The organism is Streptococcus downei MFe28 (assembly GCF_900459175.1).
GTDB lineage: Bacteria > Bacillota > Bacilli > Lactobacillales > Streptococcaceae > Streptococcus > Streptococcus downei.
The window spans coordinates 1,316,002-1,339,546 of the sequence record NZ_UHFA01000002.1 but is presented as its reverse complement, the minus strand read 5'-3'; the positions used below and the strand labels follow the sequence as shown (position 1 = coordinate 1,339,546).

Genomic DNA, 23,545 nt, shown 5'->3' with positions numbered 1-23,545 from the left:
TTGGATGAAATTTGAGTCCTTTTTTGTGGCATAATGGCTCTGATTAAGTCTTTAAAGGAGTTTTTATGTCTTTCTACAAATTTGTTCCCCAAATTGATGCCAGGGATTGTGGGGTGGCAGCTCTCGCTTCTATCGCTCGCCACTACGGAGCCAACTATTCTTTAGCGCATTTGCGTGAACTGGCCAAAACCGATAAGGAAGGGACAACGGCCTTAGGTATCGTAGAAGCTGCCAAGGCTATGGGCTTTGAGACTCGGGCTGTCCGAGCTGATATGAGCCTTTTTGAAGAAGAGGAGATTCCCTATCCCTTTATCGCTCATGTTAACAAGGAAGGAAAGCTCCAGCACTACTATGTGGTTTACAAGGCCAAGAAAAATCATCTGATTATCGGCGACCCTGACCCAAGTGTCAAGGTAACCAAGATGAGTAAAGAAAGGTTTGAAAAAGAATGGGATGGTATTTCTATTTTCTTGGCTCCAGAACCAGCCTACAAACCCCATAAGGATAAGAAAAATGGTCTATTAAGCTTTGTCCCAATCATTCTCAAGCAAAAGGGGCTTATCTTCCAGATCAGTTTGGCCAGTCTTTTAGTGACCCTGATTGATATCTTGGGTTCCTACTATTTACAGGGGATTCTAGATAGTTATATTCCTAACCAAATGATTTCAACCTTGACCATGGTCTCGGTCGGACTGGTCATTACCTATATTATCCAGCAAATTATGACCTTTTCACGGGACTATCTCCTAACGGTCCTCAGTCAAAGACTGACAATCGATGTCATACTATCCTACATCCGTCATATCTTTTCCTTGCCCATGTCTTTTTTTGCGACTAGGCGGACAGGAGAAATTACCTCTCGTTTTTCGGATGCCAATTCCATCATTGATGCCCTGGCTTCAACCATTCTCTCGATTTTCTTGGATTGCTTCATCTTAATCATTATCGGGGCTGTCTTGCTTCTGCAAAACGCCAATCTCTTCCTCCTAACTTTGCTGTCTATCCCAATCTACACAATTATCATCCTTGCCTTTATGAAACCCTTTGAAAAAATGAACCAAGATGTCATGGAAGCCAACAGTATGGTTAGCTCTGCTATCATTGAAGATATCAACGGGATGGAAACCATCAAGTCGCTGACTAGTGAGGATACTCGCTACCGCAATGTTGATAATGAGTTTGTTGATTATCTAGATAAGTCCTTTAAACGCCACAAGTACGAAATTTTACAAACTTCCCTTAAAAAGGGAGCCCAGCTGATTTTAAATGTCGCCATCCTCTGGTTTGGCTCAACACTGGTTATGGTCAATAAGATCTCCATTGGTCAACTCGTTGCCTATAATTCTCTCTTAACCTACTTTACCAATCCGCTGGAAAACATCATCAACTTACAAACCAAGCTGCAATCGGCCAAAGTAGCCAATAATCGGCTCAATGAAGTTTACCTTGTTTCCTCGGAATTCGACCAGAAAACTACGAAAGTTAATCAGGAGGCTCTGTCTGGAGATATTGTCTTTTCTGATGTCTCCTACAAATACGGGTTCGGTCGAGATACCCTGACCGACATTAACCTTAAAATTGCCAAAGGTTCGAAAATCAGCTTGGTCGGTATCAGTGGCTCTGGGAAAACGACGCTGGCTAAACTGATTGTCAACTTTTTCCAACCCTACAAGGGAGAAATCACTATTAAGAGCCTAAATACCAACCTTTTGGATAAAAGGCTTCTTCGCAAATATATCAACTACCTACCTCAGCAACCTTATGTCTTTTCCGGAAGCATCTTAGAAAATTTGACTTTAGGTGCCGACGAGTCTGTCAGTCAAGAGGACATCATGAAAGCCTGTGAGATGACTGAAATCAGAAGAGATATCGAGCAAATGCCACTGGGTTATCAAACTGAGCTATCCGATGGGGCGGGACTCTCAGGTGGTCAAAAACAAAGGATAGCTCTGGCACGTGCCCTCCTGACAAAGTCACCGATTATGGTCTTAGACGAAGCGACTAGCGGGCTAGATGTCTTAACAGAAAAAAAGGTCATTGACAACCTGATGAAGATGACCGAGAAAACCATTATTTTTGTGGCCCACCGACTCAGCATTTCTGAGCGGACTGACAAAATTGTTGTTCTTGACCAGGGAAGAATTATTGAAACAGGTTCCCATCAGGATTTGCTTAAAAAGCAAGGCTTCTACTATCAACTTTTTAATAAATAAGCGGAGGTTACCATGGATAAAAAATTACTGAGCAGTTCTGAATTTTACCGCAGGCGCTACCAAAATTTTGCGACCTTGTCGGTTATCCCAATAGCTTTACTGGTGATTTGTCTTATTGTCTTTTCGATGTATGCGACCAAAGAAATTGTCGTTACCAGCACGGGTGAGTTGACACCAGCTTCAAATGTTACTTCTATCCAATCTATCAGTGATAATGCTATCACAACCAATAATTTACGAAACAATAAAACCGTCAAAAAAGGCGACACCTTACTCAAATACGAAAAAACAAAATTAGATAGCCAAACCCAGCTCTACCTTGAAGAAACTGGCCAGGCTATTCAAGAGGAAAAAGCTCCAGAAGTCAAGGCGACACAAGACGGCATCCTACATTTAGAAAAAGATTATAGCGGTCAAAAAGCTATTCCAAACGGCACGACTATCGGGGAAATTTATCCTAATCTTCAAAAGGAGAAAGCTATCAATCTCACTTACTATGTCAACTCAAACTATATTGCTAGTATTAAGACTGGACAGTTGGCTAGAGTTAGCTTAAAAGGCGATAATAATAAAAATCTCCTTCTCAAGGGAAAAGTGATTGCAATTGATAAAACAGCAACAACGACAAAAGAAGGCAATGTCTTTAAAGTAAGGGCTAGAATAGACCTCGAAAAGCAAGAGAAAAAATATCTCAAATTCGGCCTCCAGGGCAAGGTGACTAGTATTGTTGCTAGGAAGACCTACTTTGATTACTATAAGGAAAAGCTCCTAGCCTCATTCAACTAAGAAGAGACATAAAAGCTCCCAGATCCAGCAGATTTGGGAGCTTTTAGTCTTTTACTACTCTTTGAAATTAAAAGGAGGCAAGTTCCTACTTTTGACTCTTATTGGGAAAGAGATGTCTCATTCCTGCACCTCCAAATGTTGAGTAAAGAGGCCGTTCTGGTTGCTAGTGTTGAGTCTAACATTGGGATAAGTTGAGAGGATTTTCTTGACGATAGCCAGACCCACGCCCCTGTCTTTACCCTTGGAAGAGACGCCCGTTTGGAAGAGCTGAGCGATATTGTCAGTTTTTTCTTTGGTGCTATTGGCCAGAATAAAAACATAGGTATCGTCATGTTTAAAATAGGAAATCAAGAGTTGCTCATCCTCGGATTCATTGGCCGCCTCGATAGCATTGTCCAAGAGATTGGAAACCAGCCGAATAAAGTCTAGACTGGAGAAACTGACGGGAAGTCCAATGGGGTTGAGAATTTCCACTTTGATATCCAGTCCCAAGTCAATAGCCTTGGATAATTTGGACGAAAAAATACTCTTCAAAGCATCGTCTTTAAGATTAGCCAGATTAGCAATCTCGAATTCCTTGGTACCCAGAATTTGGTCGGATTCCCGAGTAATCTCATCCAGAGTCTGACGAACACTAGCCAAGTCATCATGGTCAGCACTATAGCGGAGGCTGGTTAGGATATTACTATAGTCATGCCGGAAGGAGCGAATCTTAGCGTAGAGATTTTCAATCTGGTGGCTATAATCAGTGATATTTTTGAGCTCACTTTCTTTTTGAGAGACTAAGCGTTCCTCATAGATTGTCGCAACTTTAAAATTTAGCATCGAAATGAAGGATAAAAAGACCAACATAAACAGCGTACTAGTATTAATCCGGAAGTTTGCTGCCTCTGTTGCATTAATCAAACCAAAAGGAGTGACGAGAACATAAGTCAACCAGAGAACTAGAAAATATGCCAAGAAAAAGATGTTATGGAATAGGATAACCGATTGAATACTTTTATCCTCTACGACTTCATTTATCCTCAGAAAATCCATTTTGAAATAGCGAATAATGACTTCATTTCCAAAAAGGGTCAGCAAAACCTGCAAAATTATAGAAACAATTGGTAGTTTTTGTACCGCAAAATGCGGAAACAAAGGGACGACAATTACAAAAAGTGTAAACCTAGCTATGATATCAACTCCTAATTTGACATAGAAGGCAAAGAAGAGTTTTAACCAAGTGTTTGTCACCTTTTTACTGAATTTAAAAATCAGTAAACAAATTAGAGCGAATTCAAAGAACTGATTAGCGTAAAAGAACTCGGTCAGCCAGAGGTAGGGTAAACTGCTGACGACTAGAAAGGCCAGTTGATAGGCCCAAGGTATGCGAATTTTCAGTGAGCGTCTAATAATGAATAACTCAACAAAGGACCAGAGCAGCATCTGGAAGGTCCGATTTAGATAGACTAAAGAAAGCATGATTACCTCCTATGTAATTTCTTCAAAGCATTGGCTAAGGGGCGCATCTTGGTTTTGGCGATAATGCAAGTTTCACCATTTGGAAAGTAAGCCAGACGTTGGCTCTTATCAACCTTAGCCACATTAGCTGGATTAAGACTGATTGATCGATGGACCCGGATAAAGCGATCTGTTGCTTTATCAACCTCTGCTAGGGTACCGTAAAATTCCATATAATCCTTGCGCCCATGCAAAATGATTTTGTGGGGACTGGAGGATGCCTCAATAAAATAAATTTCATTGTAGGGCATCTGAATACGAAACTCCTCATTTTCAAAGAGAAAGGAATCCTCAGCTAGATTCTTGCCAAGATTATCCTGAGCATGCCGTAAAATATTAGCCAATCTCTGCCTGAATTCTTCTTCTGGCAATTCCTTATCAATGAAATCCAGAGCAGAAACCTGATACTGGAAGGTTAGAGGCATGAAATTGGAATAGTGGGTTACAAAAACAATCAGCGCCTGAGCATCCCTAGCTCGGATTTCTCTGGCAACCTCAAACCCTTTCTGCTTCTGACCGTTCAAATCAATATCAAGAAAGAAAACGTACTGGCTACCCTTGCCTTCTAGGCTTTCCATCAATTGATCAGCCCTTCCAGAAACCGAGAGCTCGTAGTCCATAGTTTCTGCTGTCGCAATTGCCTGAATAGCACTTTCAATCCTAGCTTGCTGTTTAAAATCGTCTTCTAAGGCATAGATATATAACAAAGATAACTCTCCTTTTTTCGTCAAAAACCCTAATTTAAATCATTATACAAAAAAGAGTCTGGGACAAAACCCATTTGCCCCCATAAAAACAGAGGATCACTTGTTGGTGACCCTCTATTTTTTAGGTTCGGTTGCTTCTCCTGTTATATTTGATGAGATTATTGGCCATAAGGGCCAATCCCATGTCAATCTTGACCTGTCGTTTCCCCCGCAGATGACACCTTTTGTAACCCAAACAAGCCTTTATCTGCCCAAAGACAGGCTCCACATCAACCTTGCGTTGTGCGAAAACTTGACTGCCCTCAGGAGATAAAAGCGCTTGAACTTCTTTTTGCTTTAAGTATTGGTACCGTTCATTGATGTAAAGCCCCTTTTGAGGAGCTAATTCAGGCTCCTCAGCCTGGTAGACCTTAATCTCTTGTTCAAAACCTGTTTGCGTTTTCTGGTGTTTGAGATGATGAAACACCTATTTCCAGCCCTCTGGATGGGTGTAGCTATCCTCTTTTTCATTATAGTGCCAATTGGCTAGATTCTTGTCAGACTTTCTGTAGGTTCTCTTTTGTTCCTTATCAAACCGACCATACTTAATCAAGTGATTAATTTCCTCTTGGTCAAGAGTTAGTAGGTTCTCTTCACTACCATAACCAGCATCTGCGACAATAGTCTTGGCGTCATGGGGATAGGAGTCTAAAAATGGTAAGAGGGTCTTGGTGTCTGTCGGATTTGGGAAGATATCATAGTGGAGAACAAATTGATTCTCAGTAGCGATTTGGAGATTGTAGCCAGCCTTCAGTTGACCATTTCTCATGTGGTCGTCTTTCATCCGCATAAAAGTGGCGTCTGTATCTGTCTTTGAAAAACTATTGCGACCAGTGAAAGTGGCTTGATAGGTCTCATACTTTTGTGCACGGGCTGAAAAATCATCCCTTACCTTTCGAAGGACTTTCTTGAGTTTCCGACGCTTTGTTTGACGCTCATCCTTTCCTTTGACAGGATTTTCTTCGATGGCTTGGTTAACTGATTTCAATTCTTCCTCAAGGATTTGAGAAAACTCTGTCAATTGTTCAGAAGTTACAGGCTCTTGGTCATCTAAGACAATGGCCTCTTGAATCAAAGGATTAATTTCCTCTTGAAAATAGGTTTTTAGAGTCGCTTGAAGTTTGGCAGAAAATTTATCAACAGCCTTCCGCCAAACAAAACTGTACTTGTTAGCGTTAGCCTCAATCTTAGTCCCGTCAATAAACAAACACTCTAAGGACACTAATTCCTCCATTTTCAACTGAAGGTTGAGGTCAATAAAGAGATTACGAATCAGCTCCTCCATCCCAGGAGCCACACGAAAACGATTGATTGTCCGATAAGAAATCACCAGCTGACCTGTTAAGTATTGCATGGCAAGATTTTCCACCATCATTTTTTCTATCTTTCGTCCGGAAAAGATCCCTTGAGAATAAGCAAATAAAAGGGCTGCTAGGAGTAATTGGGGATGGTAAGAAGGCCGCCCAACCTCATGATAAAAGTTTAGAAAGGCATTATCATCTAGTTTATTGACCACCTTTTCAATCGTAAAAACGAGATGGTTGTGGGGTAAGAATGCGCTTAATTCTAGTGGCAGAGTCGTTTGATTTGTGTTATAGTGACTGTACATGAGGTAGCCTTTCTATTATTTTTTTGTCAACGATATTTTATCAAGACTACCTATGTCAAGCAAAAAGCAACGGTATCAAAACCGTTGCTTTTTCGTTGGCTGAGGGATAGTTTTGTCCCAACCTCTTGTCATGAAATGGCCATAATTTGTCGTGAACTGGTCATTTCAGAGGAGGATTAACAAAAAAGAGCCAGCCAAAAGTCCAAGCAGATAGCCTACAATGACATCCTTAGGGTAATGCATGCCTCCCAAAATCCGACAGAAGCCTAATAAAACCGACAAGACCAAGCAGAAGACTGCCAGCACCGGACTAACCTGCCAAAGACTAAGACTAATCATACTGGCTGAAAAGACATGGCGACTTGGAAAGGAAGTTCCCTTGGCTGTCTTATAAATCAAGGGGGCAATCGACCAGCTTTCATAGGGCCTAGGGTAATCTAACCTTCTCCTGAAGGCACTGAGAGCTAAAAAGGCACAGGCTGTAATAAAGATAGTCAGTCCTAAGTCCGTAAAACGCTTTTGCCAAAGTAGGTAAAGTAAAAGCATGGGGTATAAGACAGCCATAATTTTGGTCAAAAAACCATTGGTGACTTTTAAAAGTTGGATAGACCAAGGATGCCGTCGCAAGGGGGCCGTTAAACGCTCATAAAATTCAGCATAGTCCTTCATGCTTGTTGCTGCTCCTTTCTCATTTCATTGGGAGTGAAAGTCGTCAATTTTCCCTTGCTTTCTGAGTTTTAAGGCTTTACTAGAGGAATTTCAGCAGTCACTATCTTGCAAACTACTGCCCTTCCTTACTAAGGTTTCCTTTCAGGCTATCATCGTGTTTGCAAGATCCCTGTCGCAGGCTGTCCAGTCCGCCAGACTCCCCTTACTTCTCTACTTTTGAGCTCAGGCCACTCTACTCCAGAAATTGAAACGCTACTCCTACCTCGCACAGTTAACTCAGTTTTCTCCAACAGTCTCCCAGACTATTGACCAATCCGTTGTATAACAGGGATAAGGACTTTATCGTCGCTTCATTGGCTTGTTTTGCATTAAAAATTAACACGAAGCAGAGGTAAAGCCATTGACCTTCTAGTTTTGCCCTAATAATTGAGGTGTGGCTAAACAAGCACAACAGTGCTTGTAGCTAGTCATCGGCTACTTTTATTAGCCAGATGCATGCTGTCGCTTCGCTGGTATATGATGGACTAAATGTTGAAGCATCAAGCTCACCGTCACCAATCGACTACCGCATCAAAATTTATTATGCATACAAAATATAGTACCTAACGACTATTGTCTCAGACTCATAGCAAGTCCAGATTAACAATTGTAGACTCGCTTTGTCCATTATATTCTTTTGCTTTCCCAAGAATATTAATCTTTTGCTAAGCCTTCTATCACTTCCGCCTGAGCCAAAGAGACTAAGACCTCTGCTGGCAGGAGCAGTTTAGAAGTGACTAGTCCTCCGCCAATGACAAGCTTCTCTTGTTCAAGCAGGCTGCTATCAACTAAGATTTTCCAATCATCGGGAAGTCCAAGGGGCGTGATGCTGCCAAACTCCATGCCTGTCATCTCCAAAACAACTTCTAAATCCGCAAAATGAATCTTGCTTGCATCTAAGGGTCTCTTGACGGTCGCATTGGTCTTGGCTCTCTTTCCATAGGGAACTAAGAGGGCAGCGTATTTTTTATCCTCTCCTCTACTTCCTCCAACGACTAGGCAGTTGACTTCCATTTTGTAGGGAATGTCGTATTCCTTACTGAGTAACTCACCATCGGCAAAATCAGGATTAATTCGGGCAACTTTAACAGTCTGGCTCAGTCCTTGCTTTTGCACGAATTCAGCAACAGCTGGAGCGACTAAGTCTTCACGCCCTTCAAGAGGTTGAAATTCTAAATTCATTTGCTATCCCTAACCTTTCAATAAGTTAAGAAAATAGGCCAGAAAATGGCTCTATTTCCTACGGCAACCACTATGGTGGCTTGCCTAAACTTCTCACTAAGTCAGATAAGCGACCATTATCGGCTCAATTTTCTGACTGTCGCTAAATTGAGCAAGGCCTTGGTATTGTTTGAAAAAATATCTGCCTTATCAACCGGACTGATTGGCAAGGCCTCAATAGCCTGGTTGATTTCTTCAGTCGCACCTGCCGGTAAAATTCCCAGAGGGGCCGTCCGTTCCAAAGAGGACCTTGTCCAGACCAAAATAATCCAGACAGAGTTCTAAAGCCTTGGTATTGCCCAAGAGAGCCGTATCCACATAGAACTTTTTGAAATCAGCAGCCTAGTCCGCTGGTAAAATCCGCTCAATTCGTCCAGCAAAGTAAGGAGGCATGACAACTGCGTGATGGACAATAACCTTCAGGTCAGGAAAGTCTTGGAAATAACCGGCCTGTACCAATTGCAACATGGCCTGAGTCTGCTCGTATTCCCAGGAGAAAATAATATTATTATCGGGCTTGCGACTGTCAAAGACCGGATGAAGCCAGACCGGCAGATCAAATTTAGCCAAAGCTTCAAAAATAGGACGGAACTCTTGGTCAGCCAGAGACTTGCCCAAGCGGCGAGTGAACAGCTGAACGCCAAGAATCTCCGAATTGGCCTGCACAAAATTTTCAATGATATCCAGAGCTTCTGGAATATTATTCATGGGTAACATGGCCACCCCACCAGCAAAAATATCCGAATTTTCCCTAACTGTCGACAGCAGCTCGGCGTTAGCTTCCCTGACCAATTGAGCAGCCACTTCTGCTTCCAGATAGTCTTCAGGATTGGGGTTGACATAACTGATGATTTGCTTGGTGTCGGCTGGCATGGTCCGTCGCCGTTCCGCCATATTCATCAAGACTGGGTTCTTGATAAAGGGCATCTTCTTAGGCAGGTCTCCGTCAATTTCCAGCATCTTCCGATAAAAATCTGGTAGGAGCACATAGGCAAAGACATCTATTTTAGTCATAACTATCTTCTTCATAAGATACGACAGAGCAAAGTCATCTAGTTACTAAAGTAACTGATGACTAACGGCAACTGCCCTGGCAGTTGCTTAGCTCTCTCACTAACTTTCGATAAAGCAGTAGTCTGACTGCTTTATCTCCGCGTCGCAGAGCCGTTAAACACCACACAGGAAACTTCTTCTTTTTCCACAGTGGTGTAGGCGAGTTCATTTTAAATAAGCCTTTAATTTGGGCATGATTTTTTGGGTATCCGTCAGGCCTATATTGTAAATCTCATCAAATTTTTCGGGATTGGTTTCCAGTCGCCCAATGTCCAAATCCTTTTCTGGACGAACGACAAAGATTTCTCCTGCCTTCTCTAGCTTGATGACCTCTTCTACCTGACGATTATAAGTCTTCCAGCGTTGACTAGCCACCTTGACAAAGTTAGGGTACTTACGGTAAAAAAGCTGATAAATCCGGCCCTTGGAAGGCTGCTTGCGATAATCCTTGGGACGAGTCAGGACGACAATCAATTTATCAAAGCCCAGACTTCTAGCAAATTCAACAGGAATGGAATCCGAAAGACCGCCATCCAAATACTTCTTCCCCTGCCATTCAACGATTTTAGAAGCAAGAGGCAGGGCTGAGCTGGCTCGAAAGATTTCCATTTCTTTGAAAACATTCTTGACCGGCAGGTAATCGGGCTTGCCGGTTTCAACATTAGTTGCCACAGCGTAGAAATCAGCACCAGATTCCTCAAAAGTCTGCTCATCAAATACATCCAACTCCAGAGGCACCTTGTAGTAGGTGAAATCCTTATTGACAAAATTCCCCGTCGTCAACCAGGACCAAAGGCTCATATAATTTTTCTGACCGATAAAGCGTTTATTGTAGCGAAGGCCACGCCCCCTCTGCTGGGAAAGGAGATTGACACCGAAAAGAGCGCCAGCGGAGACCCCAACGAGTCCATCCACCTTGATACCGGCATCTAAAAAGGCATCGATGACACCCTGACTGTAGAGCCCTCGCATGCCTCCACCTTCCAAAACTAGTCCTATACGCATGACTGTCGCCTCCTTAATAAGTATTATTATAGCAGAATTCCTGGCAAGCAAGCACTTCTCCCGCTTGTTTTCAATGGTAGGTAAAAATTAGTAGGAGGTATAGGTGAACTGCAACTGCGGCTAACCTTGCAATCAAGACTTCTCAAATCTTAGATAGGCTTATCTGTCGGACTTTTTTGTGGAAAACTATTATTCTCCTTTCAATAAGATACCACGGAGCAAAGCCACCTTCTTGTTCATACAAGAGCTGGCTAAGGGAAATCACTAGTCTGATTGACTAGCTCCCTGATTAACTTCAACCAGCCAGTATTTTCAACTGGCTGGTTTTCGTATCGCCAAGCCGTTAAACAACTCACAAAATTAGGGAAATCAACGAAGGTGCTTACACCCAGTTGATTTCATCTAAATTCACAGAGTTGTAGGCGTGTTCAATTCAATAAGTTAAGGGAATGGGGCATTAAAATGCCTCTATTCCCTACGGCAACCACTATGGTGGATTGCCTAAACTTCTTACTAAGCTAGATATTCGAACATTATCGATTCTCTTATCTGGCTGTCGCTAAGCAAAAGAAAAAGGCTGAGGCATTCTCTCAACCCTTCTTAGACAAATAACTATCTATTAGAAAAAGGCAAGCAATACCAAAAGCGTAGGCTAGCAGGTCTGCCCATTGGAAACCTTGGCCCAAGAGCAGGTAGCCAAGGGTGGTTAAGCGAAAGCTGACCAGCCAGTGCCATCGGATTAACTGGGAAAATTCATCCAGAAGACTGACGACTAAAGCTAAGAGGGCGATTTTCTTGAGGGCTGTCTTAGGCCAGCAAAATCGCAGAGCTAAATAGAGGACGGCAGCCCAGAGACTGTCCTCCGATCCAAAGAGGAAAGCCTGCGACTTTTCTCGATAAAAGCCCCAAAAGTCCTACTAACAGTAAAACTATGCCAATCCTAAATCTCTTTTCCATTTCTTTCTTCCTTACAAATAAAGCTTGAGAGCTTGAGCCAATTTGGCATAGCCAGCCTGAGTCAGATGCAAACCCTCCTGAGTGTATTCTTCTGCTAATTGACCCTGTTTATCTAGCAAGGCAGTGAAAACATCCGCAAACTCTATGCCTGGCAGAGCCTCTAACTGCCGATTTAATTCTTCAATCTTGTTATTTCGCCTGATTTTTACCTTGGCCTGATACTTAGGAGCCTCATTAACCGGCAGAACTGAAATCAGAGTCAAGCGACTACCATAACTGAAACTGCGTAAACGATTAGAAATAGCCTCTATACAAGTAACGATTTCCTCGGTCTCATAGCCCATTCCAATATCATTGGTGCCGATCAGGAGGAAAATTTGCTCTGGCTGAGCTCCAGCCAAGACCTGGTCAACATGGTCACACATCCAGTGGGCAGAGGTCCCAGCTATCCCATGATTGACAAGGTTCAGGTCATAACCCAAGAATTTCTTGAGCGAGAAAAATTCCACAATTGAATCCCCCATAAAAAGGATTGAAGCTGGTTTAGTTGACTCCGACGCAAAAAATTGGCAGCGCTCTTCTTGATGACTAAGGATGCTTGGGTCTTTTCTAGGTTCTGCTTGCATAGCCTTAGTCTAGCAAAAATTAAAGGAAAATGCTATCGGTCAAAACAACAAAGATGCTTAATTCCGTCAAAACCAGCTATCACTGCAGAATTTGAAACATTTCTTTCATGCACCTACATTCCACCAAAAAGAGGCCGGAAACAATATCCAGACCTCTTTTCTGTTAAAGCCGATAGGGGCTATTGGCTAATTACTTGTCATCATTTTTGATGCCAGCACCATAACCATATTTACTACTAAGATTGTAGGTTTTACCATCGTCACTAGACTTGAACTCAAGCCGAACTGATCTGGCATGCGAGTCATCAGCGTCATAATCTGAGTATACAATATTTAAAGATTTTTCAACTTCACCTTTAGTGAACATAGAAACTGAGTAATAGGCTTCACTTGGTTTAGAGTGTTTACTCTTGACATCACTCCAGCTAGTTCCGCCACTACCAGTCTCATCATCCCCGACCTTTAAGGCATCAAAATCGGACTTGCTCCAGTCTGCCTTGTAGGAAGAATCGGTTGTGATGTCGTCAGCCTTGAAATCACCACTAACATAAGAAAGAACCCAGGTTCCATCGTATTGCTTTTTAAAAGCAACCCTAACTTGTTGTTGGGTACCGCCATCATCAGATTTTGAACTATCTTTGTAGGTAAGTGTCAAATTATCACCGGAAATTTCAGCTTCAGATGCCTTACCATGTTCCTTAATAACATCAGACACCTTGTCACTATCAATCTTCATGTCGGAGAGATCACTTTGTTTCCACTCAAATTTATAACTTTTATCTGTGTAGTCGCTGACATCGGTACTGTTATCCTTAACCTTAGTACCGTTATCCTTCTTCTTACTGCTGCTTACAGTTGAAGAATTATCGGATTTGCCAGATGATTGACGCGAGTTATTGACAAGCAGACCACCAACACTAACAATAACTGCAAGCAGAGCAACACCACTTGCAATAATGGACAGTAATTTCTTGCCCTTGAGGTTGAGCAATAAAAGCACTCCAGCAAAGATTAAGCCAAGGACAGCCAAAATCAGAAAAACAACTGCTGCTGGTGTAAATGATAAACCTGCGAACAAAACAGAAAGTACCAAAGAAATAATCGGTAAAACCAGTCCCAAAATCAACTCAGAAGTGTTGGATTTTTGAGTTGGCACCCCTGGAAAACCAGACTGTTGGAAGGGCTGATTGAAGGCCGATTGCATATTTGGATTTGGTTGCTGAGAGGCCTGACCTTGCTGAGAAGCTTGTCCTGGCAATGGCATTTGACCTTGGCCGCCTACAGATGCTCCTTGGGCTGGACCCGCAACTCCTGCCTGAGCCTTTGGTTGGTTACCTTCTTGGCCAGCTACCTGGTTAACTTCAGGTTGGCCCTGATTGGCTTGAGGAGCTGGATTTACAGGCTTAGCTGGATTAACTTGAGGGACAGAATTTGCCTGATTAGCACCAACCATTTCCGCTAATTTATTAAGGTCAAAATTATCTTTCTTTCCCTTAACAAACTCGTTTGCAGTCGGTTTACGACCAGTCAGAGCTTCAAACTGCTTGACCCATTCTTCATTATTATTCATGATGGACTCCTTTTGATTTATAGTACCATAGTTGGTCACTTGTCTATTTTAGCATAATTTAAGCTTATGTAAAGGCTTGATGGCAAATTTTTCAAACCTTTTTGTTAGAACTGGTACCTCAAGTTTTTTATTAGAAAAAAAGAGGTCATGTCCCCCTTTTTACTTATTTCACTTTTTCTTCCTGGTAGTCACAATCGCTGTTGCTACAGATGACCTGTTTGCCACCACCACGAACCTTCTTTTCGACCAGATAGTGGTCGCATTTAGGACAGTTGCGGCCAACTGGCAGATCCCAAGAGGTAAATTCGCAGTCAGGATAACGGTCACAGCCGTAGAAAATTCGATTGCGTTTAGTCTTGCGTTCAATAACTTGGCCCTTACCACAGGTTGGACAGGTCACGCCAATTTCCTTGGTGATGGCCTTGGTATTGCGACACTCAGGAAAATTGCTGCAGGCGTAGAATTTGCCATAGCGACCCAGTTTGATAACCATAGGGTGACCACAGAGGTCACAGTCAAAGCCAGCTGGCTCGTCCTTGATTTGGATTTTTTCGATTCCTGCTTCAGCCTTTTCCAATTCCTTTTCAAAAGGTTTGTAAAAGGCATCAATGACCTTCTGCCACTGCTCCTTGCCAACTTCAACCGCATCCAACTTGTCTTCCATCTCAGCCGTGAAGGCGACATCAACAATGTCAGGGAAGAATTCGACAATGAGATTATTGACAATTTCTCCCAGCTCAGTCGGTTCAAAGCGTTTGGCCACTAGTCGGACATAGTAACGTTTTTGGATGGTTTCCAGAGTTGGGGCATAGGTTGACGGTCGACCAACACCATTTTCTTCCAGAGTTTTAATCAAGGTCGCTTCGGAATAGCGAGCAGGGGGTTGGGTAAAGTGTTGCTCAGGATTGGTGGAAACCTTCTTAACCGTATCACCTTGGGCCATGTCTGGTAACATCTTATTCTTATCAGAGTCATTGTAGACGGCCAGATAACCATCAAATTTGACCTGGCTACCATTAGCTGTAAAGATGACACCGTTTTGATCTAGGGTTACTTTCATGGTATCAAAGACCGCCGCCGTCATCTGGCTGGCCACAAAGCGATTCCAAATCAGGGTATAAAGCTTGAGTTGGTCCTTGTTGAGGTATTTGGCGATGGATTCAGGCGTGTTAAAAACGCTGGATGGCCGAATGGCTTCGTGGGCATCTTGGGCACTAGAGCTATTGCGAACCTTGCTACCATGCTTAGAGTACTTGGCACCAAAGCGATCACTAATGAAATTAGCCGCATCATTTTGAGCGACTGGACTAATCCGAGTCGAGTCGGTCCGCATATAGGTAATGAGACCTTGCTGACCGCCCCGTCCCAGACTGATACCTTCATAAAGTTGCTGGGCCACCATCATGGTCTTACGCGTTCTAAAGTTTATCTTATTGGCCGCATCCTGTTGCATGGATGAGGTGGTGTAAGGCAGGGGAGCATTGCGACGACGCTCCTTCTTTTCTACCTTGTCAACCTTAAACTCATCGCTAGTAATCTTAGCCAGAACCTTTTTGACATCCTCATTGGTCTCTAGCTTCAACTTCTTGCCGTCTAGGCCATAAAAGCTGGCTTGGAACTTCTTATTGCCCTTCTTAAAGGCACCATCAATAGTCCAATACTCTTGGGGTTTAAAGGCCTTGATTTCATTTTCCCGGTCAATAATCAGCTTGAGGGCAACCGATTGCACCCGGCCAGCAGACAAGCCCTTCTTGACCTTCTTCCAGAGGAGAGGTGAAATCGAGTAACCCACAATTCGGTCCAAGACCCGGCGGGCTTGTTGAGCATCGACTAAATCCATATCAATGGCTCTGGGCTCGACAAAGGCGTTCTTAACGGCGTCCTTAGTAATTTCATTGAAGACAACCCGATTCTTGCCCTTTTCATCCAAGTCGAGAATATGGGCCAGGTGCCAGGAAATCGCCTCTCCTTCACGGTCCGGGTCACTTGCTAAATAGACTTGCTTGGCCTTCTTGGCCTCTTTTTTCAAATCATTGATGAGAGGACCCTTGCCACGAATGTTGATGTACTGAGGCTCATAGTTGTTTTCAAAATCAATGGACATGGAGGACTTCTTCAAATCTCGAATATGTCCGACCGAAGCCACAACCTTATAGCTCCGCCCTAGATATTTTTCAATGGTTTTCGCCTTGGCTGGCGACTCAACGATAACCAAGTTTTTCTTTGGGGTTGCTCGTTTTTTGCTCTTGGTCGTGGCCTTTTTACTAGTCGTTTTTTTACTTGTTTTGGCCTTAGTTGCTACTGCCATCAGCATCACTCCCTCAATCTTTCAAATAAACTCCTAGCATGATAACCCACTTTTTAGGGACTGTCAATAAAAAACTTTCTCCTATAGGAAAAAGCAAAAGGTCGAAAGTTAAAAATAAGTTAACAGAAGCCCATGAATTGGGCGTTTAAATGGAAATCGAAAAAATAAGCCCCTTTAAAAGTCGCTTGGATAAGTTGCAATAATCGGCTGACATTCGTAAAAACCAAGGTCAAATTGTTAGGTAGCATTTGTCAAAGAAAGTCTCAAACCCTGAACTATGAAAGGATTGGATTTCAACTCGGCCCTCATTCGTATTCGGCAAGTATATCCTGACCTGACAGGATACATTTTGCCCCTTCTTGAATCAAATGATGGCAACCATCAGACCTGCCATCCAGAATATTTCCAGGAATGGCGAAGACATCCCGTCCTTCTTCCATAGCTCGCTCACAAGTGATGAGACTACCCGAGCGTTGCTTGGCCTCAGCAACGACTGTCCCTCTTGAAAGGCCTGCGATAATCCGATTGCGCTCAGGAAAATGGAATTTCAGAGGTTGTTGGCCAGCTTCATATTCAGACAGGAGCAGATGATGTTTAGCCAAATATTCCTGCAAGTCCCGATTTTCCTTAGGATAAAAGACATCTAGTCCCGTCCCGACAACCGCAATCGTTTTACCACCATTTTTTAGGCAGGCAATGTGGGCTGCTGTGTCAATTCCCCTGGCCAGACCTGAGACAATGACAAACTGATTATCCAATTCCTTAATAATTTTTTGAAGGGACTTAGTTCCAGTTGTCGAACAATTTCGGGAGCCAACCATTGATAATTTTGGCGCATCCAAGAGAGTCAAATCGCCTTGATAAAAGAGGAGAACAGGAGGGTTATAGATATTGGCCAAATCACTAGGATATTCTTTGTCTAAAATCGAAAAAGAGGGAAAGCGATTAAATTGTTGGCGAAGCTCCTTCAGGTCTAGGTGCTTGTAGCTTTCCATAAAATGACCGGCCTTGCTAGTCTGAGAGACCACGGCCATATCCCTTAAGGATAAAGATTTGCCAACCTCTTTTTGATAGTCTAGAATATTGAGGATTTGCAAATTGGTCAAGCCAGCCTGCTTGAGCTTGAAGAGTTCAAAATTATTCATAAAATCACCTCTACCTATCTATACGAAAAGCCCTGCAAAAAATGCAGGACTCGACGAAAATATCTAGGATGATAAAGCAGAGGCAAGGACAAAATCAATTTGACGAAATCATGACTTCTGGTACGTAATCTTACAAGATTACAAGGTTTGTGGGTGGGGAGGAACTCCTCATGACTGCCTGTCTCGCTCTCAAATACCTATTTTCGATTAGTCATTAGATAGAGATAGGCACCAATTAGATTGGCCTTGTTGCCATTGGTCGCTGCCTCAATTTCCAACTGTTCGAAATGTTGGAAGGCTAAAACACTGGTAAAGAGCTTGTCGTATTGCTCAGCGATGGACTTGACCAAGAGAGGCTGGGCGCTAATGCCGCCACCGATGGCCAGATTTTCAACCTTGAGGAAGGTTTGCAAGTTTAGGATTAAATAGGCAATATCTCGGCAGTAGGTTTCAAAAAGCTCCTGTAGCTCCTCTGATGGCTCATTTTCCAGCGCTTTAAAAACTTTTTGGCCATCTGCTTCTTCCAAACCCAAGACTTGGCTGGCATCCTCTACAAATTTGACAGCGGATCCTGCATTGGAGAAGAGACTCTCTATACCGATACGATTAAGTTCCAAGGTGTGACTAATCTGCCGCCAGACCGATTGGTCGTTGGCTCTTAAGTCGGCAGTGCTGGGCCGTAGGTCTCGTGAGGGGAAGGTTACCAGGCGATTCTCTGAGACCACTCCTAGGCCGACGCCAGTTCCTAGCACCAAGATTGCTCCACAATGGCTGTCTTTGAGAACGCCCGATTTGGCTTCTGCTAAAGCTGCTGCATTGGCATCATTGAGAACACTCATCGGCATAGAAAATTGCTCAGACAGTTGCTTAGCTAGGGGAACATTCTTGAGGTAGGGGATAAGTCCGCCCCGATAAACACGGCCATTTTTACTGATTTCACCTGGACAGGAAATGGCAATGGCCTTAATTTTATCCTGATAGGATTCAACGATAGTCGTCAAACTAGTCCAAAATTCTGCCAAACTAGCTGGAGTTGGAACTTTACCTTCCTCGGTGACAACCAGGCGTTCATCAATTAAACCATACTTGATAGCGGACCCACCAATGTCAATGGTCAGACAGCTAGTCTCTGTTAAATCCTTAATGACCCGAGCTGGATTACCAGCCAGAACGACATTATCGCCAAAAGACTTGGTGACAACGGAGCCTGCTCCGACAACGACATTGTTCCCTAGGGTGACCCCAGGTAAAATAGTCGCACCAGCACCACACCAGACATTATCACCAATGGTAATAGGACTACCGTACTCCTTACCCCTGATACGTTCCTCAGCATCCAAGGGATGAAGGGCTGTCAAGAGTTGACAGTTAGGGCCAAACATGGCATTGTCGCCAATCCTTATCTCGCAGACATCCAAAAATGTACAGTCATAATTGGCATAGAAATTCTCACCGACATAGATATTGCTACCATAGTCGCAGACAAAGCGAGGATGGACGGTAATATTTTGTCCGGTTTTCCCAAAGAAGGTCTTAAGCAGGGCCTGAGCCTGCTCCTCATCTTCTTCAGCATTAAACATCCGCGTAATGACCCGAGCCTGTTGGCGAAGGTCGACTAATTCTGAATCGGAGGCATCGTAAAGAAGGCCTGCCAACATTTTTTCACGTTCTGTTACTTTTCCCATACGTTTTCCATTCTAGTTCAAAGGCTACCTGAGCCAGTTACTTATTCTTCTACGTCAATATTTTTAATCACATGAGCTGGTACCCCTCCAACGACTGTATTGGCTGGGACATCTTTTGTAACTACTGCTCCCGCAGCAATCACCGCTCCCTTACCAATGGTCACTCCCTGAGTCACGGTAGCATTGGAGCCAATCCAGACATCTTGACCAATTTTAATGGGAGCTAGGTGGAGACCCCCACGTTTTTGAGGGTTCAAATCATGATTGAGGGTGGCCAAGACGACATTGTGATCAATGAGGCAGTTATCGCCAATGCTAATGCCGGCCTGGCCTTGAAAGCGGCAGCCAGCATTAATGAAGACATTCTGACCAAATCTAGTATTGATAGCACAGTCTGTCGAAAAGGGCGGAAAAATTCGTAAATTATCAGGAACTTCCTATCCTGTCAACTCTCTCATAAGCCCAACAATTTCCTCCGGACTGTGATAACCTCCATTCATTTGACTGGTAATTTTCAGAGCCCTTTGGCTGTAAAAGTGAAACTGCTGGGCAAGTTCTGAGCCAGCTGGAATCATCGAGGTCTCGTTCAATGCCTGACGAAAGTCTTCTATTTTCACGATCTTTCCTCCTTAAACCTGGCTGACCAATCAGGACTTAACCATGGACTTTACAGGTTCAAAACTGCGCCGATGAATGGGGCTAACTCCCCATTTTTTCAAGCCTTCAAGATGGGATTTAGTGCCATAACCAGCATTGTGACTAAAGTCATAGCCCGGAAATTTTTCGTCATAATCAGCCATCAGCCGGTCCCTAGTTACCTTGGCTACAATAGAAGCTGCAGCGATGGATAAGCTAGAAGCATCCCCCTTGATGATAGAGGTCTGAGGAATTTCTAAATCTAGATCCATAGCATCAATCAGTAGGTGTTGCGGACGCAATGCCAACTGCCCTACTGCTTCTAGCATGGCTAACTTGGTTGCCTCATAGATATTGACGTGGTCGATGACCTCATTGGACTTAAGACCAATTCCGACCGCCAGAGCCTGGTCCATAACCTGATTATAGATGAGCCCATGCCTTTTCTTGGGAATCTTCTTGCTGTCATTGAGACCCTTGATTTTACAATCCTTAGGCAGGATGACCGCAGCTGCTACAACAGGACCAGCCAAGGGGCCACGCCCCACCTCATCAATTCCAGCGATTAGCTCAAGTCCATCAGCATAGAGGGCCTTTTCATAGGCTAACATGGCTTCCAAACGTTGGTCCTCCGCCAGTTCCGCCTGAATTTCTCGCTGACGTTTTTTGATTGCTGCCTGGACACCGGCCCGTCCATCACTAGCCAATTGGGCAAAGACAGGGCTGGCTAGCTCAGTCACATCGGCTAGTTGCTCCTTAATTTCCTTAATGGTTGCCATCTAAATCACTGACCTTATCTAGGGTGTAGCGACCCAGTTTGCCATCTCGGACGTCCTTGACAAAGAGATTGTAAAAGCGGTCATAATCATCGCGAAAGCCCAATTTTTGAGTTAAGTCCATGATGATTTCTGGCGCCTCCTCTTCCAAGTTAATTCCCTTGAAGCGCTCCATTAATCGCTGGGGATAATTTTCCTTAAAATAGTTGAGACCAAAGATGGTGACCTCATCCATAGGTAATAGATTATCTTTGATGGCCCCCGTCAGGGCTAATTTCAGGCCCACCTCTTGGTCCTCAAACTTAGGCCAAAGAATTCCTGGCGTATCCAGGATTTCCAAATCCTTATTGGACTTGAGCCATTGCTGTCCCTTGGTCACCCCTGGCTTATTGCCGACCACAGCGATTTTTTTACCAGCTAGACGGTTCATCAAGGTTGACTTGCCAGCATTGGGAATCCCAATAATCATCGTCCGTAGGCCTTCTTTTTGAATGCCTTTCTCCCTGAGACGCTCCAACTTGTCTGACATCAGGTTCTTGGCTGCATCGGTCAATTTCTTAACCGTTGACTGCTCCTTGGCATTGATAAGCAGGGTCTTGATTCCCTGCTTTTCAAAATATGCCTGCCAGTCCTTAATCAAAAGGGGATCGGCCAAATCGGCCTTGTTTAGAATTAGTAGCTTGGGTTTATCGCCAACAATCTTGGTCAACATAGGATTCTGACTGGATAAGGGTAGACGGGCATCAACCAAAACTGTCACAAAATCCACGAATTTAAGATTTTCCTGAACCTGTCGCCTGGCCTTCGACATATGACCAGGAAACCATTGAATACTTGCCATGACACTCCTCAACTAATTTCAAATATTACTACCATTATAGCATGGAATACCCCAAAAAAGCCCGACTAGTAACTTTAAAATCAGATTAAAAAAAGAAGTGACCCTTTAAATAATCACTTCTTCTGGATCCATGCCATCTCCTAAAATTTCCACTTGCCTTACTACAATTGGGACAAGGCAAATAAGATTTTGGAACTAAGTAGACTCTCCCACCTATCGATTTCCCCAAGCCTGCTTAAACATGCTAACAAATCTGGTATGGTAGTAAAGGAGGTAAACGACTAAGATAGAAATGACCAAGGCAAAGCCATCAAAGGGCAATTTCATCAAAGCCGTTAGCAGATTGGCATAGAGGAAGGACCGCCCCAAAAAGTAACCGAGCAGATTAAGAAGTCCACCCACAATCAGGGCTGTAAAAAATCTGGTCTTTGAGAGCTTTTCGTAGGCCTGTTTGACCAAGAGGCTGATGACCAAGACTTGTATACTATGGCTAATCAAGGTCACAAACATAGGTGCTGGATAAAAGAGAAAATCGCCGATGAAAGAACCAATCCCAGCAACGATGACACTCTCAGTTGGTGGAAAAAGCAGACCAACTAGACAGATGACAATCCCATTGATATAAAAATGCCCACCAGGAACTGGTACTGATAAATATGACGAGCTCAAGATAATGACCAGAGCCATAAAGAGAGCCGCTAGTGTTATTCTTTTAGTTGACATGAAAACCACCTCACTTATTTGGAAAAACCACATTCTCGTGATTTCCCTTATGGCTACCATTGTAAACCTGCTTAAAATAAGATACAATAGAGTCATCACAAAACTGTACGGGGACAGATTATGCCAAGTAAATTTCAAATGATTACTCAGAGTCTCACTCAAGCCATCCAAAAGGGACAGCTCAAAAAAGGAGAGAAACTACCGTCTGTTCGCCAGCTGAGCCAGGACTATAAGTGTAGCAAGGATACCGCCCAGCGTGCCCTCCTTGAACTCAAGTACAAAAAACTGGTTTACCCTGTCCCCAAGAGTGGCTACTATGTTTTAGAAGGCCAAGAACAAGAAGAGGAATCCCTTGTCATTAACCCAGAGTCCTATAATAAGTTAGCCTACCAGGACTTTAAAACCTGCCTATCAGAGACCCTAGTCGGAAGAGAAAACTTCCTCTTCAACTACTATCAGCAACAAGAAGGATTGAAACAGCTACTCAACTCCTTGCAGGCCCACCTCTTTGACCAGGATATCTATACTAAGGTGGAGAATCTGGTGGTCACATCGGGAACCCAACAAGCCCTCTATATTCTCTCACAGATGAGCTTCCCTAATCAAAAAACAAAGATTTTGCTGGAACAGCCCACTTATCACCGGATGAATAACTTGGTTCGCCAACAACAGCTCCCCTATTTAAGCATTGAGAGAGGCTTTTCTGGCCTTGACTTGGACCAGTTAGAAAAGCTCTTCAGGCAGGAAGCTATTAAATTCTTTTATACCATTCCTCGCCTCTCCAATCCTCTGGGTCTATCCTATAGTCCTCAGGAAAAAGAGGCTCTTGTTGATTTAGCCCAGCGTTATGACGTCTACATCATCGAGGATGACTATATGGGAGATTTTGCTAGATCGGACAACCTCCCCCTCCACTACTACGACACTCACGAGCGGGTCATTTATCTCAAATCGTTTTCAACTACCCTCTTTCCAGCCCTTAGATTGGGTCTTTCGCTACTTCCTCAGGATTTAGTAGCTGACTTTTTGGCCTACAAGAAATTGATGGATTACGATACTAGTCTGATCATGCAACAAGCCCTCTCCTTGTATTTAGATAACGGTATGTTCAAGAAGAATCTGAGCCAACTCCAGCACTTCTTCGACCAACGTCAAGAAAGTGCTAAAGAGCTTTGTCACAAGCTCCCCGACAAACTTAGTTATCAAGTCAGCCCCAAGAATCTTAGTATTCAACTACCAAGTCAAGTCAAATTGGGACCTTTTAGAGAAAGGGGGCTATCCCTCTTAGATACAGCCTGTCGAATAGACCAAGAGGAATCCGCCTATCTCCACCTGGCTAACGATCAGTCCTTGGCCAGAGAAATCAATAAAGTTAAGCGAGTTTTTGAAAATCTGGAAAAAATTAAGCAGTAAAAAAGAGCCGTTAAAGGAAGA

The 23,545-nt window shown here is 43.4% G+C and carries 17 protein-coding genes and 3 pseudogenes; 3 read left to right on the top strand and 17 right to left on the bottom strand.

Annotated features, from left to right (window positions below):
* The first annotated feature begins 65 nt into the window (after nucleotides 1-65).
* Together DYE66_RS06320 and DYE66_RS06315 are read left to right on the top strand one after the other, a co-directional pair.
* The gene (locus tag DYE66_RS06320; RefSeq protein WP_002998252.1) at nucleotides 66-2,213 is read left to right on the top strand and encodes a peptide cleavage/export ABC transporter; all 2,148 of its coding nucleotides are present in this window, start codon (nucleotides 66-68) and stop codon (nucleotides 2,211-2,213) included.
* 12 nt (nucleotides 2,214-2,225) lie between these two features.
* A complete protein-coding gene (locus DYE66_RS06315; protein ID WP_002997910.1) occupies nucleotides 2,226-2,999 on the top strand; it encodes an HlyD family efflux transporter periplasmic adaptor subunit in 774 nt (257 codons plus the stop codon).
* A 117-nt stretch (nucleotides 3,000-3,116) separates the two neighbouring features.
* On the opposite strand, the gene DYE66_RS06310 is transcribed toward DYE66_RS06315, so the two are convergent.
* From DYE66_RS06310 to DYE66_RS06230, 17 genes and pseudogenes are all read right to left on the bottom strand, one after another.
* On the bottom strand, nucleotides 3,117-4,463 hold the full coding sequence (locus tag DYE66_RS06310; RefSeq protein WP_002998464.1) for a sensor histidine kinase: 1,347 nt from the start codon (nucleotides 4,461-4,463) through the stop codon (nucleotides 3,117-3,119).
* Nucleotides 4,464-4,465: 2 nt separating this feature from the next.
* On the bottom strand, nucleotides 4,466-5,209 hold the full coding sequence (locus DYE66_RS06305; protein ID WP_002998258.1) for a response regulator transcription factor: 744 nt from the start codon (nucleotides 5,207-5,209) through the stop codon (nucleotides 4,466-4,468).
* A gap of 121 nt (nucleotides 5,210-5,330) precedes the next feature.
* A pseudogene (locus DYE66_RS06300) lies at nucleotides 5,331-6,857 on the bottom strand (IS1182 family transposase).
* 165 nt (nucleotides 6,858-7,022) lie between these two features.
* Entirely contained in the window at nucleotides 7,023-7,526 is a 504-nt protein-coding gene (locus tag DYE66_RS06295; protein WP_002998509.1) for a phosphatase PAP2 family protein, read from the bottom strand.
* Nucleotides 7,527-8,219: 693 nt separating this feature from the next.
* Nucleotides 8,220-8,747, bottom strand: coding sequence for a YbaK/EbsC family protein (locus DYE66_RS06290; RefSeq protein WP_002997925.1), 528 nt, complete (start codon nucleotides 8,745-8,747; stop codon nucleotides 8,220-8,222).
* Between the two features lie 116 nt (nucleotides 8,748-8,863).
* Nucleotides 8,864-9,800, bottom strand: a pseudogene (locus DYE66_RS06285) (amidohydrolase family protein).
* A 204-nt stretch (nucleotides 9,801-10,004) separates the two neighbouring features.
* Nucleotides 10,005-10,844 (bottom strand): patatin-like phospholipase family protein, encoded by an 840-nt coding sequence (locus tag DYE66_RS06280; RefSeq protein WP_002998000.1) that lies wholly within the window; start codon nucleotides 10,842-10,844, stop codon nucleotides 10,005-10,007.
* 590 nt (nucleotides 10,845-11,434) lie between these two features.
* Nucleotides 11,435-11,671: a DUF2809 domain-containing protein gene (locus tag DYE66_RS11000; protein WP_080567358.1), complete on the bottom strand. Its 237-nt coding sequence runs from the start codon at nucleotides 11,669-11,671 to the stop codon at nucleotides 11,435-11,437.
* Between the two features lie 141 nt (nucleotides 11,672-11,812).
* A complete protein-coding gene (locus DYE66_RS06270; RefSeq protein WP_002997827.1) occupies nucleotides 11,813-12,427 on the bottom strand; it encodes an SGNH/GDSL hydrolase family protein in 615 nt (204 codons plus the stop codon).
* Between the two features lie 190 nt (nucleotides 12,428-12,617).
* Nucleotides 12,618-13,997, bottom strand: coding sequence for a DMT family transporter (locus DYE66_RS06265; RefSeq protein ID WP_002998058.1), 1,380 nt, complete (start codon nucleotides 13,995-13,997; stop codon nucleotides 12,618-12,620).
* 163 nt (nucleotides 13,998-14,160) lie between these two features.
* The gene (gene topA / locus DYE66_RS06260; protein ID WP_002997891.1) at nucleotides 14,161-16,305 is read right to left on the bottom strand and encodes a type I DNA topoisomerase; all 2,145 of its coding nucleotides are present in this window, start codon (nucleotides 16,303-16,305) and stop codon (nucleotides 14,161-14,163) included.
* A gap of 305 nt (nucleotides 16,306-16,610) precedes the next feature.
* Nucleotides 16,611-17,450 (bottom strand): DNA-processing protein DprA, encoded by an 840-nt coding sequence (gene dprA, locus DYE66_RS06255; RefSeq protein WP_002997949.1) that lies wholly within the window; start codon nucleotides 17,448-17,450, stop codon nucleotides 16,611-16,613.
* A 197-nt stretch (nucleotides 17,451-17,647) separates the two neighbouring features.
* Nucleotides 17,648-19,135 carry an ROK family protein gene (locus DYE66_RS06250; protein ID WP_115325043.1) on the bottom strand — a complete coding sequence of 496 codons (1,488 nt, stop codon included), beginning with the start codon at nucleotides 19,133-19,135 and terminating at the stop codon, nucleotides 17,648-17,650.
* Between the two features lie 41 nt (nucleotides 19,136-19,176).
* A pseudogene (locus DYE66_RS06245) lies at nucleotides 19,177-19,710 on the bottom strand (DapH/DapD/GlmU-related protein).
* A gap of 72 nt (nucleotides 19,711-19,782) precedes the next feature.
* Nucleotides 19,783-20,550 (bottom strand): ribonuclease HII, encoded by a 768-nt coding sequence (locus tag DYE66_RS06240; protein WP_002998325.1) that lies wholly within the window; start codon nucleotides 20,548-20,550, stop codon nucleotides 19,783-19,785.
* Complete coding sequence (gene ylqF, locus DYE66_RS06235; RefSeq protein ID WP_002998137.1) at nucleotides 20,537-21,388, bottom strand: ribosome biogenesis GTPase YlqF; 852 nt, start codon at nucleotides 21,386-21,388, stop codon at nucleotides 20,537-20,539. Before ylqF ends, DYE66_RS06240 begins: the two co-directional genes overlap by 14 nt.
* A 213-nt stretch (nucleotides 21,389-21,601) precedes the next feature.
* On the bottom strand, nucleotides 21,602-22,111 hold the full coding sequence (locus DYE66_RS06230; protein ID WP_115325042.1) for an ECF transporter S component: 510 nt from the start codon (nucleotides 22,109-22,111) through the stop codon (nucleotides 21,602-21,604).
* Between the two features lie 120 nt (nucleotides 22,112-22,231).
* On the opposite strand from DYE66_RS06230, the gene DYE66_RS06225 reads away from it, so the two are divergent.
* Nucleotides 22,232-23,524: an aminotransferase-like domain-containing protein gene (locus DYE66_RS06225; protein WP_115325041.1), complete on the top strand. Its 1,293-nt coding sequence runs from the start codon at nucleotides 22,232-22,234 to the stop codon at nucleotides 23,522-23,524.
* Nucleotides 23,525-23,545 lie beyond the last annotated feature (21 nt).

What these genes read in the sequence shown, in the direction of transcription:
- DYE66_RS06280 (WP_002998000.1), bottom strand. Translation starts at nt 10,844, where the DNA reads ATGCGTATAGGACTAGTTTTGGAAGGTGGAGGCATGCGAGGGCTCTAC.
- DYE66_RS06225 (WP_115325041.1), top strand. Translation starts at nt 22,232, where the DNA reads ATGCCAAGTAAATTTCAAATGATTACTCAGAGTCTCACTCAAGCCATC.
- DYE66_RS06310 (WP_002998464.1), bottom strand. Translation starts at nt 4,463, where the DNA reads ATGCTTTCTTTAGTCTATCTAAATCGGACCTTCCAGATGCTGCTCTGG.
- DYE66_RS06230 (WP_115325042.1), bottom strand. Translation starts at nt 22,111, where the DNA reads ATGTCAACTAAAAGAATAACACTAGCGGCTCTCTTTATGGCTCTGGTC.
- DYE66_RS06290 (WP_002997925.1), bottom strand. Translation starts at nt 8,747, where the DNA reads ATGAATTTAGAATTTCAACCTCTTGAAGGGCGTGAAGACTTAGTCGCT.
- DYE66_RS06250 (WP_115325043.1), bottom strand. Translation starts at nt 19,135, where the DNA reads ATGGGAAAAGTAACAGAACGTGAAAAAATGTTGGCAGGCCTTCTTTAC.
- DYE66_RS06240 (WP_002998325.1), bottom strand. Translation starts at nt 20,550, where the DNA reads ATGGCAACCATTAAGGAAATTAAGGAGCAACTAGCCGATGTGACTGAG.
- DYE66_RS06320 (WP_002998252.1), top strand. Translation starts at nt 66, where the DNA reads ATGTCTTTCTACAAATTTGTTCCCCAAATTGATGCCAGGGATTGTGGG.
- dprA (WP_002997949.1), bottom strand. Translation starts at nt 17,450, where the DNA reads ATGAATAATTTTGAACTCTTCAAGCTCAAGCAGGCTGGCTTGACCAAT.
- DYE66_RS06315 (WP_002997910.1), top strand. Translation starts at nt 2,226, where the DNA reads ATGGATAAAAAATTACTGAGCAGTTCTGAATTTTACCGCAGGCGCTAC.
- topA (WP_002997891.1), bottom strand. Translation starts at nt 16,305, where the DNA reads ATGGCAGTAGCAACTAAGGCCAAAACAAGTAAAAAAACGACTAGTAAA.
- DYE66_RS06270 (WP_002997827.1), bottom strand. Translation starts at nt 12,427, where the DNA reads ATGCAAGCAGAACCTAGAAAAGACCCAAGCATCCTTAGTCATCAAGAA.
- ylqF (WP_002998137.1), bottom strand. Translation starts at nt 21,388, where the DNA reads ATGGCAAGTATTCAATGGTTTCCTGGTCATATGTCGAAGGCCAGGCGA.
- DYE66_RS06295 (WP_002998509.1), bottom strand. Translation starts at nt 7,526, where the DNA reads ATGAAGGACTATGCTGAATTTTATGAGCGTTTAACGGCCCCCTTGCGA.
- DYE66_RS06265 (WP_002998058.1), bottom strand. Translation starts at nt 13,997, where the DNA reads ATGAATAATAATGAAGAATGGGTCAAGCAGTTTGAAGCTCTGACTGGT.